Source organism: Calothrix sp. CBUCES-K 9914 (genome assembly GCF_059640475.1).
The window spans coordinates 1-14,980 of record NZ_JBXXZH010000232.1 but is presented as its reverse complement, the minus strand read 5'-3'; the positions used below and the strand labels follow the sequence as shown (position 1 = coordinate 14,980).

General features: G+C 40.3%; 13 protein-coding genes. 8 read left to right on the top strand and 5 right to left on the bottom strand.

The window, feature by feature from the left end; all coding sequences use genetic code 11:
• Positions 1-24: 24 nt before the first annotated feature.
• Positions 25-549 (bottom strand): cytochrome P450 family protein, encoded by a 525-nt coding sequence (locus tag AC2JBO_RS34855; RefSeq protein WP_496958220.1) that lies wholly within the window; start codon positions 547-549, stop codon positions 25-27.
• A gap of 100 nt (positions 550-649) precedes the next feature.
• Positions 650-1,216, bottom strand: a complete 567-nt coding sequence (locus AC2JBO_RS34850) for a TetR/AcrR family transcriptional regulator (RefSeq protein ID WP_496958219.1) — start codon at positions 1,214-1,216, stop codon at positions 650-652.
• Between the two features lie 216 nt (positions 1,217-1,432).
• Here AC2JBO_RS34850 and AC2JBO_RS34845 point away from each other — a divergent pair, with 216 nt between their 5' ends.
• A complete protein-coding gene (locus AC2JBO_RS34845) occupies positions 1,433-1,636 on the top strand; it encodes a hypothetical protein (protein WP_496958218.1) in 204 nt (67 codons plus the stop codon).
• A gap of 351 nt (positions 1,637-1,987) precedes the next feature.
• On the opposite strand, the gene AC2JBO_RS34840 is transcribed toward AC2JBO_RS34845, so the two are convergent.
• On the bottom strand, positions 1,988-3,577 hold the full coding sequence (locus AC2JBO_RS34840) for a glycoside hydrolase family 10-like protein (protein WP_496958217.1): 1,590 nt from the start codon (positions 3,575-3,577) through the stop codon (positions 1,988-1,990).
• A 177-nt stretch (positions 3,578-3,754) separates the two neighbouring features.
• Here AC2JBO_RS34840 and AC2JBO_RS34835 point away from each other — a divergent pair, with 177 nt between their 5' ends.
• Complete coding sequence (locus AC2JBO_RS34835) at positions 3,755-4,906, top strand: acyltransferase family protein (RefSeq protein WP_496958216.1); 1,152 nt, start codon at positions 3,755-3,757, stop codon at positions 4,904-4,906.
• 4 nt (positions 4,907-4,910) lie between these two features.
• On the opposite strand, the gene AC2JBO_RS34830 is transcribed toward AC2JBO_RS34835, so the two are convergent.
• A complete protein-coding gene (locus AC2JBO_RS34830) occupies positions 4,911-5,411 on the bottom strand; it encodes a DUF1648 domain-containing protein (protein ID WP_496958215.1) in 501 nt (166 codons plus the stop codon).
• A gap of 184 nt (positions 5,412-5,595) precedes the next feature.
• Here AC2JBO_RS34830 and AC2JBO_RS34825 point away from each other — a divergent pair, with 184 nt between their 5' ends.
• Positions 5,596-6,141 carry an RNA 2'-phosphotransferase gene (locus AC2JBO_RS34825; RefSeq protein ID WP_496958214.1) on the top strand — a complete coding sequence of 182 codons (546 nt, stop codon included), beginning with the start codon at positions 5,596-5,598 and terminating at the stop codon, positions 6,139-6,141.
• 455 nt (positions 6,142-6,596) lie between these two features.
• Complete coding sequence (locus tag AC2JBO_RS34820) at positions 6,597-7,937, top strand: D-alanyl-D-alanine carboxypeptidase (RefSeq protein WP_496958213.1); 1,341 nt, start codon at positions 6,597-6,599, stop codon at positions 7,935-7,937.
• A 1,102-nt stretch (positions 7,938-9,039) separates the two neighbouring features.
• Here AC2JBO_RS34820 and AC2JBO_RS34815 read toward each other — a convergent pair.
• Entirely contained in the window at positions 9,040-10,356 is a 1,317-nt protein-coding gene (locus tag AC2JBO_RS34815) for a lipid-A-disaccharide synthase-related protein (RefSeq protein ID WP_496958212.1), read from the bottom strand.
• A gap of 191 nt (positions 10,357-10,547) precedes the next feature.
• Here AC2JBO_RS34815 and AC2JBO_RS34810 point away from each other — a divergent pair, with 191 nt between their 5' ends.
• The 4 genes from AC2JBO_RS34810 (at position 10,548) to AC2JBO_RS34795 (ending at position 14,845) form a co-directional block, all read left to right on the top strand.
• Positions 10,548-12,917 carry a BamA/TamA family outer membrane protein gene (locus tag AC2JBO_RS34810; RefSeq protein WP_496958211.1) on the top strand — a complete coding sequence of 790 codons (2,370 nt, stop codon included), beginning with the start codon at positions 10,548-10,550 and terminating at the stop codon, positions 12,915-12,917.
• Positions 12,918-13,036: 119 nt separating this feature from the next.
• A complete protein-coding gene (locus AC2JBO_RS34805) occupies positions 13,037-13,384 on the top strand; it encodes a YbaB/EbfC family nucleoid-associated protein (RefSeq protein WP_496958210.1) in 348 nt (115 codons plus the stop codon).
• A gap of 69 nt (positions 13,385-13,453) precedes the next feature.
• On the top strand, positions 13,454-13,936 hold the full coding sequence (locus AC2JBO_RS34800; protein WP_496958209.1) for a low molecular weight protein-tyrosine-phosphatase: 483 nt from the start codon (positions 13,454-13,456) through the stop codon (positions 13,934-13,936).
• A 255-nt stretch (positions 13,937-14,191) separates the two neighbouring features.
• Positions 14,192-14,845, top strand: a complete 654-nt coding sequence (locus tag AC2JBO_RS34795) for a response regulator transcription factor (RefSeq protein WP_496958208.1) — start codon at positions 14,192-14,194, stop codon at positions 14,843-14,845.
• Positions 14,846-14,980: the final 135 nt, after the last annotated feature.

The following is a 14,980-nucleotide window of genomic DNA, read 5'->3' as shown; positions in this document are numbered from 1 at the left end:
TTGAAATCAAAAATCTCAAAAATCCTATGAAATACTAGGATTATTGATTACTGCTGATAACCCGTCTGACCAGCGCTTGAAGTCTTCCCGACGTTCAAGGGGTACACGGAGCATTTCTGCAATCACAATGATCGGCAGAGGTATAGAGAAAGCTTGCAATAAATCTACCTGTTTGTGTTGCTTCATTTGCGCCAACAACTCGTGAGTCACTTCGGTAATCCGAGGTGCTAGTGCTTCGACTCGATTGGGAGTAAACACCTTTTGTACCAGGACCAGGGCGCGTAGTGACTGATGTTTCGGCGGATCGGTCTGGGGTAAACTCTGAGTAAAATCTTCTCGGTCAAGGGGTTGGGGCGATTTCGATGAAAAGGTTTTCCATTCGCTTAATACTCGTTTCACATCAGAATAGCGAAACACTATCCAAGCTTGTTGCTCTTGGTCATAGAAAGCAGGCGCTTCAGTACGCATTTTAGCCAGCCAGGGATAAGGATTGAGCAGGAATTGTGGATCGGTCGGTAGAAATTTTAAATCGCTATGACAAATCTCCATGTATCAAAAATTGCAAGTTAAACTGAGTCAGATGTTGGCACTATCTGAACATATTGTCTACGAGAGAGAAATCTGTTGTAGAATTACGGAGTTTTACGAATTACTCTTGTGCTAGTTTCAGCAGAGTTTCAATTACCTGCTTGTGCAAAGATTCCTGCGGGACTCCTAAACCAAAGAGGTAGGCGAAGGATAGACCATTGAGCGTTAGACGAATCAAAGTTGCGATCGCCGGATCGAGTCCACTTGCTTCAATTAGCCGTTGCCAATCAGCAAATTTTTCTTGCCAGGGCTTGAGTAATTCTGGATTTTCAGCAACCGCTGCTAGTAAAGCGGTTTGCATTGGACTAGAGTGAGTATTATAATTTTCAAATGACCGGATATAGGCTCTAAGCCAATGTCCCGGTGTATTCGGTGCATCATCTTGCTCCAATTCATGCTTTAGTGATGCTGTTTTTTGATCCATTACCTGTTGTAACATCCCAGCAATCAAGGCTTCTTTGTTGGGAAAGTGGTAAAGTAAGCCGCCTTTACTGACACCTGCTTCGCGCGCAACTGCCTCCAACGTCAATGCCTTTGAACCATGAGCTACCATCACTCGCGCTGCTGCTTCTAGCAATGCATTATAGGTGGCAGACGTAGATTTTGTTTTTTTGCTAGTAGTAGTCATAGAGGTTGAATGATGGAACTATAATAAATTGTCTGGTGAACACAGTTGATTTGGCAACGAGATTGTTAATGTTTTCTCTTATTGCTTCGTCTGCGGGGCAGCAATGCTAGGACTAGATTTATTGGGTTTGCATACTTGAAGAGAAAATCGGTGGGATACAATCATACAGCCTAAAGTTTCATCCAACAAATCCGTAGCATATCGAGCCAGGGGATTTTGAGACAGCAAATTGCTACGGGAACTGAAAGCAGTTTTATTAGGAAGGGGATTTGCAATGGTGAACATAACATTCCTAATCCAAGATTGATATATATTGGATTTAAGTATTTACACTGGTTTACCGACTGGACGGCTTTCTGGACTTTACTGTACTATCCAGACGGTACTATTGTCAACGAGGTAATTCGAGATTTTGGATAATTAATACCTAGGACATAGGTCAAGTAAGTAGAATGAGGTGAAAAACCAAACTATTAGGACTTACGCATTGACAGAACAGTAAAAATGGCAGGTACTGTTTTCAAGGCTTATAGCTAGGGGAAAATAGCGGTTTTTAGCCCCCCTTACCAAGGCAGGGCTGATTCGTTCCCTAAAAATCTTGAAAAATCAAGGGTTTCGCGCAAATCTTTATTGGTAATTTTGCTACCAAGGCGCCGATAAAATAAACAATCACACTTATATTTATGTGCTTAAAAGTCTATTTCATTGCTACCCATACTTATGATTTTTATAGCTAACCATCTTGACAAATCCGATTTGAGAGGGAACGAATCAGCCCTGCTTATTAAGGGGGGTTGGGTGGATCAAACTATTTATTTTAATCACAGTAGATGGACTTTGTATTCCATAACGAGTCACACCTGATACAGCAACTGTATCAACTAGGGGGTCAGTTAGTGAATATGAGTTTTGATTCGCTGGTAAGATATTTGTTTTCCATTCGTTTCCTGTTTTTGTTTGTAATACCCATAACGATACTGGTTGTTTATCTATTGGTTTCCAAGTTAGTTGATTAATGTTAGAAATTGTATTTTTTTGAATCTCTAACATTGGTTTAGTCGGTGGTATGTTGTTTAGCCAAGGTGATGCTGGTACTAATGCTTGATCTAAATAGCTTTTCTGCAATAATAAATCTGAAAGTCCTCCACGGTTTTCCATTAAGGGTTTCATGCTGAAGTGTATGTTACCACTGGCGCCAAGTATACCGTGCGTGCTTTTGATTTGATAAACTATTTCATTAGCATTCCAGTTTTGATCTTCTTTATTTCCAACTCTACTAGTGTAAATTGATGCCCAAAGATGGCGCCCTTTAAGGTTTTGACTTTTCCACCAGTTCAATAGTACAGGATAACTTTGTGCTGTTTGTTCAATTTTCCAATATAGTTGTGGCGAAAAGTAATCTAACCAACCTTCCATCAACCATTTGCGAGAGTCAGCATATATTTCTTCATAAGGATCAAAACCCCCATTCTTGGATATTTGTGCAGGATATCCTGGTCTCCAAACACCAAAGGGACTTATACCAACTTTTACCCAAGGTTTAGCAGTTTTTACACTTTGATATAATCTTTGAACAAATGTATTAATGTTTTCTCGGCGCCAGTCGTTACGATTAAGTTTACCTCCAGAACGTAAATACTTTGAATAACTGATTTCATCAGGAAATTCTATATTCTGCTTCTTAGAGTTTCGTTCTGGATAAGGATAAAAATAATCGTCTATAGTTATGCCGTCTACATCATAACGGTTGACTACATCCATTATGACTTTTAACGAGTAGTCTTGAACCTCTTTTTCTCCTGGGTCTAACCACATGTACTTACCATATTGTCTAACTAAATCAGGACGTGTTCTAGTTATATGAGTTGGCGCCACTCCTGATTTAGCTTGAATATGACTCGCTCGGTAAGGGTTAAACCAAACATGTAATTCTAAACCGCGTTTGCGCGCTTCTGTTATGGCAAATTCCAGAGGGTCATAATATGGAAATGGTGGTTGTCCCATTTTACCCGTGAGAAATTCTGACCAAGGTTCATAGGGTGATGCGTATAATGCATCAGCCATAGGACGAATTTGCAAAATAATAGCATTAAGCTTTAACTGTACGGCTCTATCTAAAATAGCAATCAGTTCTGCTTTTTGTTGGTCTGTAGTTAGTCCGGATTGAGAAGGAAAGTCAATATTGGCAACGCTGGCAACCCATACACCCCGAAATTCTCTTGTTACAGGTGGGGGAGTAATGTTGTTTAATTGGTTTTGTTGCCTGATTTGTTTTAACTGGGGTTGAATTTGTTGGGATTGTACTGGAGAGGTTGCTGCCAGAAAAAACAGTCCGCTTAGAATAGTAGCTTTGATGTTCACAAGATTTTAGCTATAAGATATCAAATCGTAGGATAGGCGTCTCGCCTGTCCGAGAAATATACGCACAGGCAAGATGCCTATGCTACGAATACATGCACAGGCAGGGATGCCTGTTCCACAAATACACTTTCTGATTTTTACAAATTTATTACTTGATTTACTACTTGATTTACATAAATGGCACAATTAAGTTTGAATACTAAACGTCTTGTTTCTTTAGATGTTTTCCGAGGTATTGCTATAGCTTCGATGATACTGGTAAATAATCCGGGTAGTTGGAAGTTTATTTATCCTCCCCTTGAACACGCTCCTTGGCACGGTTGTACACCTACAGATTTGGTTTTTCCCTTCTTTCTATTTATTGTAGGTGTAGCAATGGCTTTTTCTTTTGCTAAGTATCAAGACGGAAATCGCCCTGATAGTTCCGTTATGGGGCGTATTTTACGACGCGGTTTGATATTGTTCGGTTTAGGTTTATTATTGGCGATTTTCTCTCCTTTTCTAGATTTGATTTTAAAAGGGGCACCTATCGACTTTAGTAAGCTGCGTATTATGGGAGTATTACAACGCATTGGTTTAGCTTACGTGCTTGCTAGCTTCGCTGTTCTGAATTTGAAGCGGCGCCAATTATGGGTACTTTCACTTATTTTATTAATTGGGTATTGGGCAGCAATGCAATTAGTTCCCGTTCCTGGGTATGGTGCAGGAAACCTGACACCAGAGGGAAATTTAGCAGGTTATATAGATAGATTAATTTTAGGGACACATATATATAAGGGTGGACCGTTTGACCCAGAAGGGTTATTTAGTACATTACCTGCTGTAGTCACAGTTTTGTCTGGATACTTTACAGGTGCATGGCTACGTATTCAAGCGATAAAAAGCCGTACTAGCCTAAATATTGCTATTTTTGCCTTAATTTGCGTCATTATTGGACATCTATGGGGATTAGTCTTCCCAATTAATAAACAACTCTGGACAAGTTCTTATGTAGTTTATACTGCTGGATGGGCATTACTATTATTAGCCTTATGCTATGAGCTAATTGAAGTTCGAGGTTTAAAACGTTTGGGGTTCCCTTTAGAAGTAATGGGGTTAAATGCAATTTTCCTATTCGTCGGTTCGGGTTTGTTTGCTAGGATACTCAATAAAACCCAAATAGGAGTCGGAGAAAAGGCGCCATCTACATCTAATTGGATATACGAAAAGCTTTTTGCTTCTTGGGCAGGAGCATTAAATGGTTCTTTATTTTTTGCTCTCGCAATGGTTTTATTTTGGTGGATAATTCTTTACATGATGTATCGGCGCCGTTGGTTCCTCAAAATTTAGCTTATCATCGTGCTTCTAAAGACTGACGCAACCAATAAGCAACTGTCCCAAGCACAACCAACATAAACACAGGTACAAACCAAATTCCCCAGCTAAAACTCTGTGAAGTTGCCAAGCCATACATCATACACTGCATAAAAGCAAATATCCATATCAACTCTACTTTCAACCAATTCAACATTGACAGCGCTATCATGTACTGGCGCCGCGCGTTGCTTTCATGAATTGGTACAAGGTAATTAAACTTGTGCGGTGTACGATTTAAATACGTTAAAAATCCATAAAAAAACAAAGCTAAACCAGGCAACATCCATAATATCCGCTTGCTACCCCAACCATTTGGGCGCCCATCCAATCCAAAATGTATAGGTATAGTATCAGGTAATACAAACCACCCATAAATAGCGACTACAAATATTGCTACGAGTCCTGCAATCGCTATCTCGTTAACTCGCCTGTCTTGCCTTGATTCAGAAATTGCTATAACCGGACGCTGGTAACTCATAATACTGACTCCATAAGTGCAATTGAATTATTTTTAACTTACCTCTCTTCCCGGAATACTGAATAGCAATCTTTACTGTCTTTTACAAATTCTCCATGTATTATATTGTAATATGTTAATACATAGCATTAACTCTTGTGGAGCGGGCATCCCTGGCCACCTTTAAAATAAATACCTTAAATATATGGAAAACCCACGTCTAATAAAAATCAGTAAATACCTTAGCAAACACTTACGTCACCAACCAGAAAGAATAGGTATAGAACTTGCTTCAGGTGGTTGGGTAGAAGTAAACAAACTATTAGCAGCTTGCAAAAAATATCAATTCCCTATCAGTAGACAGGAACTAGAAGAAGTAGTTGCTAGTGACGATAAACAACGTTATTCATTTGATGAAACAGGTGCCCTAATTCGTGCCAATCAAGGACACAGTGTAGAAATAGATTTACAATTAGAACCACAAGTTCCTCCAGATATTTTGTATCATGGAACCGGACATAAATCTGTAGATTTAATATTGGAGCAAGGGCTTTTAAAAATGTCCCGTCACCATGTACATTTATCAGCAGATATTGAAACCGCTACAAAAGTCGGCGCTAGACGTGGTAAACCAGTAGTATTTATAGTTGATGCTGCAACAATGTACTCGCACGGAATTAACTTTTACTGCTCAGATAACGGCGTTTGGTTAGTTGATAGCGTGGCGCCGGAGTATTTGAAAAAAGTGTAGAATTTATTTTTAGAAGATACCATGACTTACAAAGAGTGGCACGTAAAAACTGTAGGGTGCGTGAAAGCTATTAAAATCTTCAATCAAACGAAAAATTAAAATGCTTTCACGCACCCTCCACTATGAATATCGGTGCGATCAGGCTACAATTTTTTTCGTAAAAAGTGGAATTTTTTGGTGGTGTCACACAGCCTACACGCACCTGACGACAGGCGCCAATGCCCCAGAATTAATGACACAGACCAATAGTAGTTCGTGTCATTAATTCTGGTCGGCTCACGGCGTCTCGCCTGACCGGACGCACAGGCGAGGATGCCTATGCTACAACTTTGTATCTCTGAACTACCTACAAATGGCAAATACAGAGTATGATTTTTCCTTGACTGATGCAAAGTTAATAAGAGTATTTTGTTGACTTTGCCATGCCTACGGTTTGCAAAGTCTATCAACTCAGTATGATGCAAAAAATCCTAAGCCTCACTACCACACTGTCTCTCAGCTTACTAGCACTCATGTGTGGATGTTCATCGAACTCCCCTGACAATGCGTCTTCTGGTTTAAATGGTATTGTCAATGCTGTGGCGCCGATCAAAAAGCCAATACCTTTGACTGTGGCGCCAGATAACCCCGACCCAGCAATAAACGCCAAAGTTGAGCAGTATCTAAAATCTATAGCACCACTTGGTTCAAATCAGCAGACTCACGGAGTTTGGATGCAATCAGGTGATAAACTTTTGGCAAATCATCAAGGAACTGTTCCAATTACCGCTGCTTCCATATCTAAAGTAGCCACAACCCTGGCAACGTTAGAAACTTTTGGTCCCGACCATGTATTTGTAACGCAATTTGGTACAAATGGAAAGATTGAAAATGGGGTTTTGAAGGGTGACTTGATAGTTCAAGGAGGTCAAGACCCATTTTTTGTATGGGAAGAAGCTATTCCTTTAGGCAATACCCTTAACCAAATGGGTATTAAACGTGTTACTGGTAATTTGGTACTGGTAGATAAGTTCTATATGAACTTTAGTCGTGACCCGGAAACAGTAGGAAGATTATTTCAAACTGCCTTAAATAGTCGTCTTTGGAATCGTCAGGTTAATAATATATACGCAACGCTGCCTCCAGGTACAGCAAAACCTCAAGTTGTTATTAACGGCAAAGTTAAAACCTTACCATCCGTTCCCCCTGACTTTAAGTTATTGGTACGTCATAACTCTTACCCCGTTGCTGAGTTGCTCAAAAAAATGAACAATTATAGTAACAACGCAATGGCAGAAATGTTTGCCTCGGCAGTTGGTGGCGCCTCTGTGGTATCACAAAAAGCAGCAGCAGCAGCAGAAGTACCGCAAGACGAAATTTACCTGATCAATGGTTCAGGGTTAACCTACGAAAACAAAATTTCTCCACGCGCGGCAGTGGGAATGTTTCGAGCTATAGAAAAATATCTCCAACAACACAACATGACAGTTGGGGATGTTTTTACAGTTACAGGACAAGATAAAGGAGTATTGGAACAGCGAAAAATTCCCAAATTCTCAGTAGTAAAATCAGGTAGTTTGGATACCGTGAGTGCATTAGTCGGAGCATTACCAACACAAAACCAAGGAACGGTATGGTTTGCAATAATGAACAAAAGCGGAGATTTAGTTAAATACCGCAAAGAGCAAGATACATTTCTTACCAAGAAAACTACAGAATGGGGTGTAGCAACAGCTTCGCCAACAGAACTGGCGCCAAATCCCGCGCGTAAAGACAAAATATCCAGCAGCGAAATAATAGGCGTACAACAACAATAACCTAGAATAGAAGCGAGAGTAGGGTGCGTGGCGCCATCACAAAACATCAACGTAGCGACAAGACGAATAGCGCCACGCACCAACTCCCAATAATCACTCTATAATTTGACACACGCTTATTTGTGAAAGTAAAAATATCTAATTTAGGATATTCAAAAAGACCTAGCTTCTTTGAAAGCTTTTCCCTTAAATGTGGTTTCTACGGTTGATTTAATCGAGGATGCAGCAAATATAGCTGTAAAAACACAATATCTCTGCTTACGATGCTTCTTATGTTGCTCTTTCACAGCGAGTTAATACCACTTTGTTGACGCTCGATTTACGTTTGGTAAAAAATCTTGCTGCTACATCCTATAGTATCTGCTCTTTTATTGACTTCGATATTCCGACTTTACCTTGATTTTTGATGCTTTATAGATTCGGTAGTATAAAACGTGGTGCCTGTATTAGCCTGTAATTACTATTCAACTCTTCAAAATTTATTTTTTTCTCACAAAATAACGACAGTTGCCCGAACGTGAGCTAAACTGTAAAAAAACTGCTGGAGGACGGACTGTAACCGCCCTCGATAGCAGAGGAACGCTAATGTGTAAGTTATCATGATGTTTCTGGAAAAATCTTCCGGGTAAATCCTGAAGTATTTGACAAGGATATCAGCATGATTCAGTAGTTTTACAGTGGTAATGAGAACGGTAATAGTATCACTTTTTCAAGTATCCTTGTTTTTGGAGTCCCTACAGTGCATCTGGGTCTATGCCCAAGCTGCGAAGCTTTTCACGCAAACGAGCATTTTCTTGTTCCGCGAAATTGAATTTTATTTAATGGCGCCGTTGTAGAGACGTTACATATAACGTCTCCACATCACATTACATTATTATGATTAAACCATACGTTTGTTCTATTTAATTGTTCGATTAGTTTTGTTGGTGGGAAGATTAGCAACGGATTATAAACGGATATAACGGATAGTTAATTTTGAGCAGTAGGGTGCGTGACACTACTAACGTTTTAAAACGAAGCCCTTCGACTGGTAGTGTCACGCACCAAAATTTTGTTTGTAATTAATAAATTATCCGTTACATCCGTTTATCCGTTGCAAATACTAGCCTAATTTATTTAAAATACATTCTGCAATGCGTTGTGCGGCGCCTGACTTGCCCATTCTTCTTAGACCGTTTTTTGCAATTGCGTGTAGTTTATCAGGGTAATTAAAGAGGTTTTGTACTTGTTGACCTATATTGGCAGCTTGTTCAACTAAAATTATTGAATGGCCTAAGAGACGACTTTGAGCTTCGGCAAATGCAGGGGTAAATTGTGGACCTTTACCCGGTATTATAAACGCGGGCTTGCCTAACCCAACAAATTGCTCTGTAGCGGTTCCTGCCATTGCTATTGCCATATCCCCCATATGCAGACAGTCGTTATAAGCGTTTTGTGTTAGGACGAAATAATTATTTTTTAGTTTAAATGTTAAGGCGTTGGTGTCGGAAAATTTGAAAGGTAGTTCTTCTAATGAAATACGTTCCCAACCTTGCTTCGTTAGAGCATTAGAAAGAATACTACAATCTACACTCTTGGCAATGGCACCTAGAAATACTAAATTCCTAGAGGTATGTGTTGGAACTTGAACGCCCATACTATCTAGTAAGGAAGAAACACCAATCATTATTTGTTCCCAGTTTGCATATGCTTCGGGAGCGCGCGAACCAGGCAACAAAGTCACAACCAAAGGGCGAACCATTTCTTTGTGTTCAGCATCAATACTGTAAGAACGGTATGTAGGGAACGACGGTTCTAGTCCATCCATCATTGGGTTGCCTAAGTCAAATGCTCTTACACCCATTTTTTGTAAAATCTCTGTTGTTAATGAATCTCTAGGAAACACCGCTTGACAACGGCGCTGAGTCATTAACCAACGTTCCCACGGATGGTATATTGAACCTGAAAAGTTTTCCCAGTAGGCGCCTTTATTGGTTCTTTTCAATAGCCCAACTTCCGAACGCACGTGATATTCAGATTTTGCAGTTCCAACAAACGCATAATTAACGCCGCTAACGAAAGCAAATAGTAACGGTACAATATCGCCAACAGCTAAAACAGCACTTGGATGACCCGAATAAGTTTTGACCCATTGTTTAACAGCTTTAATTTGACTCAACGTCAACTGTATCAAGCCTCCTTTTACATCGCGTACTAGTTGCTTCGAGTCCATATATACAAACCCACCACTAGGCATTGCTTGCACAGAACCAATAAAGGGCACATCGAGTTTTTTATACGCATGTCCCTCTCCTGCTAAAGGCAGGACAAAGATTTGCGGTGGGTTTTCGCACTTTCGGAGTTCTTGTAAAATCGTACTCGCGATTATGTCCTCGCCATGACCGTTGCTCAATACCAGTAACCGTAGCTGTGAAGTCATATTTTAATAATTACTTAAGAAATAGGGAGTAAAAGTGGTGTATGTATTGGAACATTTAGCACTACTTAACTGTCTAGTTGAGTTAAGAGGAAAAATGGGGAAGGCAAGCATTTTCTCGGTGCTGGAAGTTAGTATTATCCCCATTGCTTTACCTCGCTACAACTAACTCCCAGTTAAATCAGGCAAATTTTATGCGAGTTTCTTCGGCTGCAATTTTAACACTCGCCAGTGTTTCTGCTGGCAATTTTTCTCTTCAAGCAGTTGCTGCTCCTACTTCAGGAACGGCGCCTGTTGCAAACAAAAGTAATATAGTAGTACCTACACTTGATAGCACTTCGGCACGAGTTGAAACAGTTGCTCAACCTGAAACCGCTGATTCCCCCCAATTCTCCCAGAATACTGCTGCTATGCAAAGTCGTGCTAGCAACAATTCAGTAGTCATAAAAACTCAGCCAATTGGAAACACCGAAAAAGCACCAATTCCAATTCCTGTTCCTTCCATACAATCTCAACAATCTCAAACCAAAGCACCAGTTCCAATTTCTGTTCCTTCTGTACAGGCAACACAAACCAAAGCACCAGTTCAAATTGCAGTTCCTTCCATACAGGCAACGCAAACCAAAGCACCAGTTCCAATTTCTGTTCCTTCCGTACAGGCAACGCAAACCAAAGCACCAGTCCTAATTCCTGTTCCCTCAGTAAGAACTGCTTCAAAACCTACACCTGTTCCAAAACCAACAACTAACAATATTAATAAACCGACGCCTATCACACCTGCCCCAAAACCTATTACGCCTGTACCAACTGTACAACCAACTCCAGAAGACCCAAATCTTGTAGTACCAGCGGTTGATGTACAAATAGTCGGCGCCACTCAAGAATTACAAGATATTATTCGTCAAACCATTAAAACTAAAGTTGGGGGAGACACAAGTGTTGCTCAAACCCAGAAAGATGTAGCAGCCATATTAGATACAAAGTTATTTAGCAGCGCGCGTGCAAGTAGTACAAATACACCCAATGGCTTAAGAGTGATGTATCAAGTACAGCCTCTGGTTGTAAGGTCTATACAGTTATCTGGCGCCAAGGCATTAACATACAAAACTGCTCTTGAACAGTTTAAAGACATACTGAGTAAAGATATTAGTCCATCAGGTTTAAAGCAAACTGTACAAAAAATAAACCAGTGGTATAAGAATAATGGTTACAGTCTTGCGCGCGTTATTTCAATTCAACCTGACCAACAAGGTATTTTGACAGTTAATGTTGCGGAAGGAGTGGTAAGTGATATCAAGTTCAAGTTTGTAAATGATAACGGTGAAACGGTTGATGGTAAGGGAAAACCCGTAACCGGACGTACTAAAACAGACTTTATCACCAAACAATTAAAGTTAAAGTCGGGTGACATATTTAAAGATGATATTGTGCGTCAAGACGTGATGCGCTTATACGGCTTGGGTATATTTGAAAGCGTTAACGTCACACTTGATGGTGATGCAACAAAAACCGATGTTGTTTATTTAGTTAAAGAAACAGGCGCCCGTTCAATAAATTTAGGTGGTACTTACAACGCTGACCAAGGTATTTTAGGCACACTCAACTACCAAGACCGAAACGTCGGTGGTATCAACGATACTTTAAGCGCAAACGTTCAAGTCGGGCGCCGTGATTTGCTATTTGACAGCACCTTTAACAGTCCCTACCGTGTTACAGACCCCGACCGCATTGGCTACACTATCAACGCTTTCCGAAAAAGCGGACTTTCAGAAATCTTGAATGGCGATATTAAATTAGCCAACGGTGACAAAATCCGCGAAGGTAAAGTTGGTGCTAGTATTAGCTTCCAGCGTCCTCTTGATGACTGGAATGCTTCATTAGGTTTTAACTATGAACGTGTTAGTATACGCGACCGTGATGGCAAAATAACTCCTAATGATGAACTCGGTAATCCTTTAACGGCAAGTGGAACAGGTATTGATGACTTAGCAACTGTTTCACTGACAGCAACGAAAGACCGGCGTGACAATCCTCTTAACCCTACCAACGGTTCGATACTCAAACTTAGTACTGAACAATCAGTTCCTCTGGGTAACGGCAATATTTCAATGAACCGACTTCAGGCAAATTACAGCCAGTATGTTCCTGTCCAACTTTACAAAAGTAAACAGCCTCAAGTTTTTGCAGTTAATCTCCAAGCAGGTACAGTTTTAGGTAACTTGCCTCCATACGAAGCATTTACATTAGGTGGTCCAAGCTCTGTACGCGGTTATGACGCTGGTAACGTCGGTAGCGGTCGCAGTTACGTACTTGCTTCTGCTGAATATCGGTTTCCCATAATTCAAGCGTTAGGTGGTGTTGTTTTTGCTGATTATGCTTCTGATTTAGGTTCGGGTGATACAGTAATAGGTAATCCCGCTGGAGTACGTGGTAAACCTGGAAGTGGCTTTGGCTATGGTGCAGGTGTTCGATTTGATTCTCCTCTTGGTTTACTACGCGCGGACTACGGTATTAATGACCAAGGTGAAAGTCGTCTCCACTTCGGCATCGGACAAAGATTTTAGTCATTTCTTTTTCCGTCTCTTTCGTTTTGTTCTTTCCTGGTATAAAGAATGGTCAATTTACCTACCGCATCTATAATTAAATAGATTTGTTATTGAAAGATTATGCGGAGCGCGCAACTATGACAGGTAAAGGACAGGGATTTGGCTTCGGTTTAGGTAAAATGAAAGAACTAGCCGACGCTTTCAAAAAAGCCCAGCAAGTTCAAGAAGGCGCCAAAAAGCTCCAAGAAGAGTTGGAGTCGATGGAAATTCAAGGCGAAGCGGGTGGTGGTATAGTTAAGGTCGTTGTCAGTGGCAACCAAGAACCATTACGGGTAGAAATTTCTCCCAATGCCTTAAACGAAGGAGCAGAAGTACTGTCTGATTTAGTTACTGCTGCCATGAAGGACGCTTACATCAAGTCCACAGCTACAATGCGCGAGCGAATGGAAGATTTGACGAGCGGACTGGAACTGCCTGGATTTTAGTTAATTTTGATTCCCGATAACTTTGAAGAAGTCGGGAATCTGAAACGTTTATTAATCTTGATTAACTTTATGACATACAAACTTTTATTTGTCTGCCTTGGTAACATCTGTCGTTCTCCATCAGCAGAAAACATTATGAACCATTTGATTCAGAAAAATGCTTTAAGTTCTCAGATTATTTGTGACTCCGCAGGAACTTCCAGTTATCACATTGGTAGTTCCCCTGACCGTCGTATGAATACAGCTGCTCTTCAAAAACTAGGTATTACGCTCCAAGGTCGAGCTAGGCAGTTTCAAAAATCTGATTTAAAAGACTTTGACCTCATTCTCGCTATGGATAAAGATAATTTACAAGATATTCTAGCTCTCGATACTTCATTACAGTTTCATCATAAAGTCAAATTAATGTGTGATTTTTGCTCGCGTCACACTCTTACAGAAGTTCCTGACCCTTACTATGGTGGCGCCGAAGGGTTTAATCAAGTGATTGACTTACTTGTTGATGCGTGCGAAGGTTTACTCTCCCATGTAAGTACACAACTGCCTTTATAGTACAGTTTTTACCTAAGAACCACTGTAGGCGCCAGTCCTAATTTGTTTTCAAGCACTAAGAAATCATTTATAATACATAAGTACACTAAACTTAACATAATTTATTAATTTAAGATTTTCTTTATAAATATACCAAACGACGGTTATAGAAGGATAATAGTGTCATAGTATGGACAGTAAAAGTACTATTCTTGTTTAATTGTGGTGATTCATAGTGCTTATAACGTCGAATTTGTAAGTCGGGGTTTACAGACCATGCCCTTGACAATTCTTGTTGTGGATGATGATTTAGGCACTCGTTTATCTATCAGTGATTATCTGGAATTATCTGGCTACTCAGTAATTGCTGCGGATGATGGTGAACAGGCTTTAACAATGGTAGAACGCTGCCATCCCGACCTGATAGTCACAGATATTGTGATGCCACGAATGAATGGTTACGAACTAGTTCGTCGAGTTCGTCAGCAGTCAATGTTTCGTTTATTACCTGTAATATTACTCACAGCACGAACCAAAACTCAAGAACGCATCTTGGGTTATCAATCAGGATGTGATTTGTACTTACCTAAACCATTTGAACTGGAAGAATTAGCTGCAGCGATTCGTAATCTTTTGGAACGCTCACAAATTATTCAATCCGAATATCGTTTATCGCACAATGAGGAGTTATACCATCAAAATAATCCTATATCTGTAGAAAAAGCACACTTATTTGAACACTTGAGTAATCGAGAACAAGAAGTGCTTCGACTGATTAGTGAAGGGCTTTCCAATGTGGAAATTGGTGATAAACTTCATCTTAGCCCACGTACTATAGAAAAGTACGTTAGCAGTTTATTCCGAAAAACAGCAACTAACAACCGCGCGCAGCTTGTACGCTTTGCTCTTAAACATGGTCTTATAGAGTAGAAAGTGCTGAGTGCTTGGTGCTGAGTAGAGTTAGGAATTAGGAATTAGGAGTTAAAAGAGGTAGTATCACGTACTCAGCACTCAGCACTCAGCACTCAGCACTCAGCACTCAGCACTCAGCACTCAGCACTCAGC

Excerpts from the sequence above, each read along its gene's own strand:
- AC2JBO_RS34855 (WP_496958220.1), bottom strand. The coding sequence starts at position 549 with ATGGAGATTTGTCATAGCGATTTAAAATTTCTACCGACCGATCCACAA.
- AC2JBO_RS34850 (WP_496958219.1), bottom strand. The coding sequence starts at position 1,216 with ATGACTACTACTAGCAAAAAAACAAAATCTACGTCTGCCACCTATAAT.
- AC2JBO_RS34835 (WP_496958216.1), top strand. The coding sequence starts at position 3,755 with ATGGCACAATTAAGTTTGAATACTAAACGTCTTGTTTCTTTAGATGTT.
- AC2JBO_RS34830 (WP_496958215.1), bottom strand. The coding sequence starts at position 5,411 with ATGAGTTACCAGCGTCCGGTTATAGCAATTTCTGAATCAAGGCAAGAC.
- AC2JBO_RS34825 (WP_496958214.1), top strand. The coding sequence starts at position 5,596 with ATGGAAAACCCACGTCTAATAAAAATCAGTAAATACCTTAGCAAACAC.
- AC2JBO_RS34820 (WP_496958213.1), top strand. The coding sequence starts at position 6,597 with ATGATGCAAAAAATCCTAAGCCTCACTACCACACTGTCTCTCAGCTTA.
- AC2JBO_RS34815 (WP_496958212.1), bottom strand. The coding sequence starts at position 10,356 with ATGACTTCACAGCTACGGTTACTGGTATTGAGCAACGGTCATGGCGAG.
- AC2JBO_RS34810 (WP_496958211.1), top strand. The coding sequence starts at position 10,548 with ATGCGAGTTTCTTCGGCTGCAATTTTAACACTCGCCAGTGTTTCTGCT.
- AC2JBO_RS34805 (WP_496958210.1), top strand. The coding sequence starts at position 13,037 with ATGACAGGTAAAGGACAGGGATTTGGCTTCGGTTTAGGTAAAATGAAA.
- AC2JBO_RS34800 (WP_496958209.1), top strand. The coding sequence starts at position 13,454 with ATGACATACAAACTTTTATTTGTCTGCCTTGGTAACATCTGTCGTTCT.
- AC2JBO_RS34795 (WP_496958208.1), top strand. The coding sequence starts at position 14,192 with ATGCCCTTGACAATTCTTGTTGTGGATGATGATTTAGGCACTCGTTTA.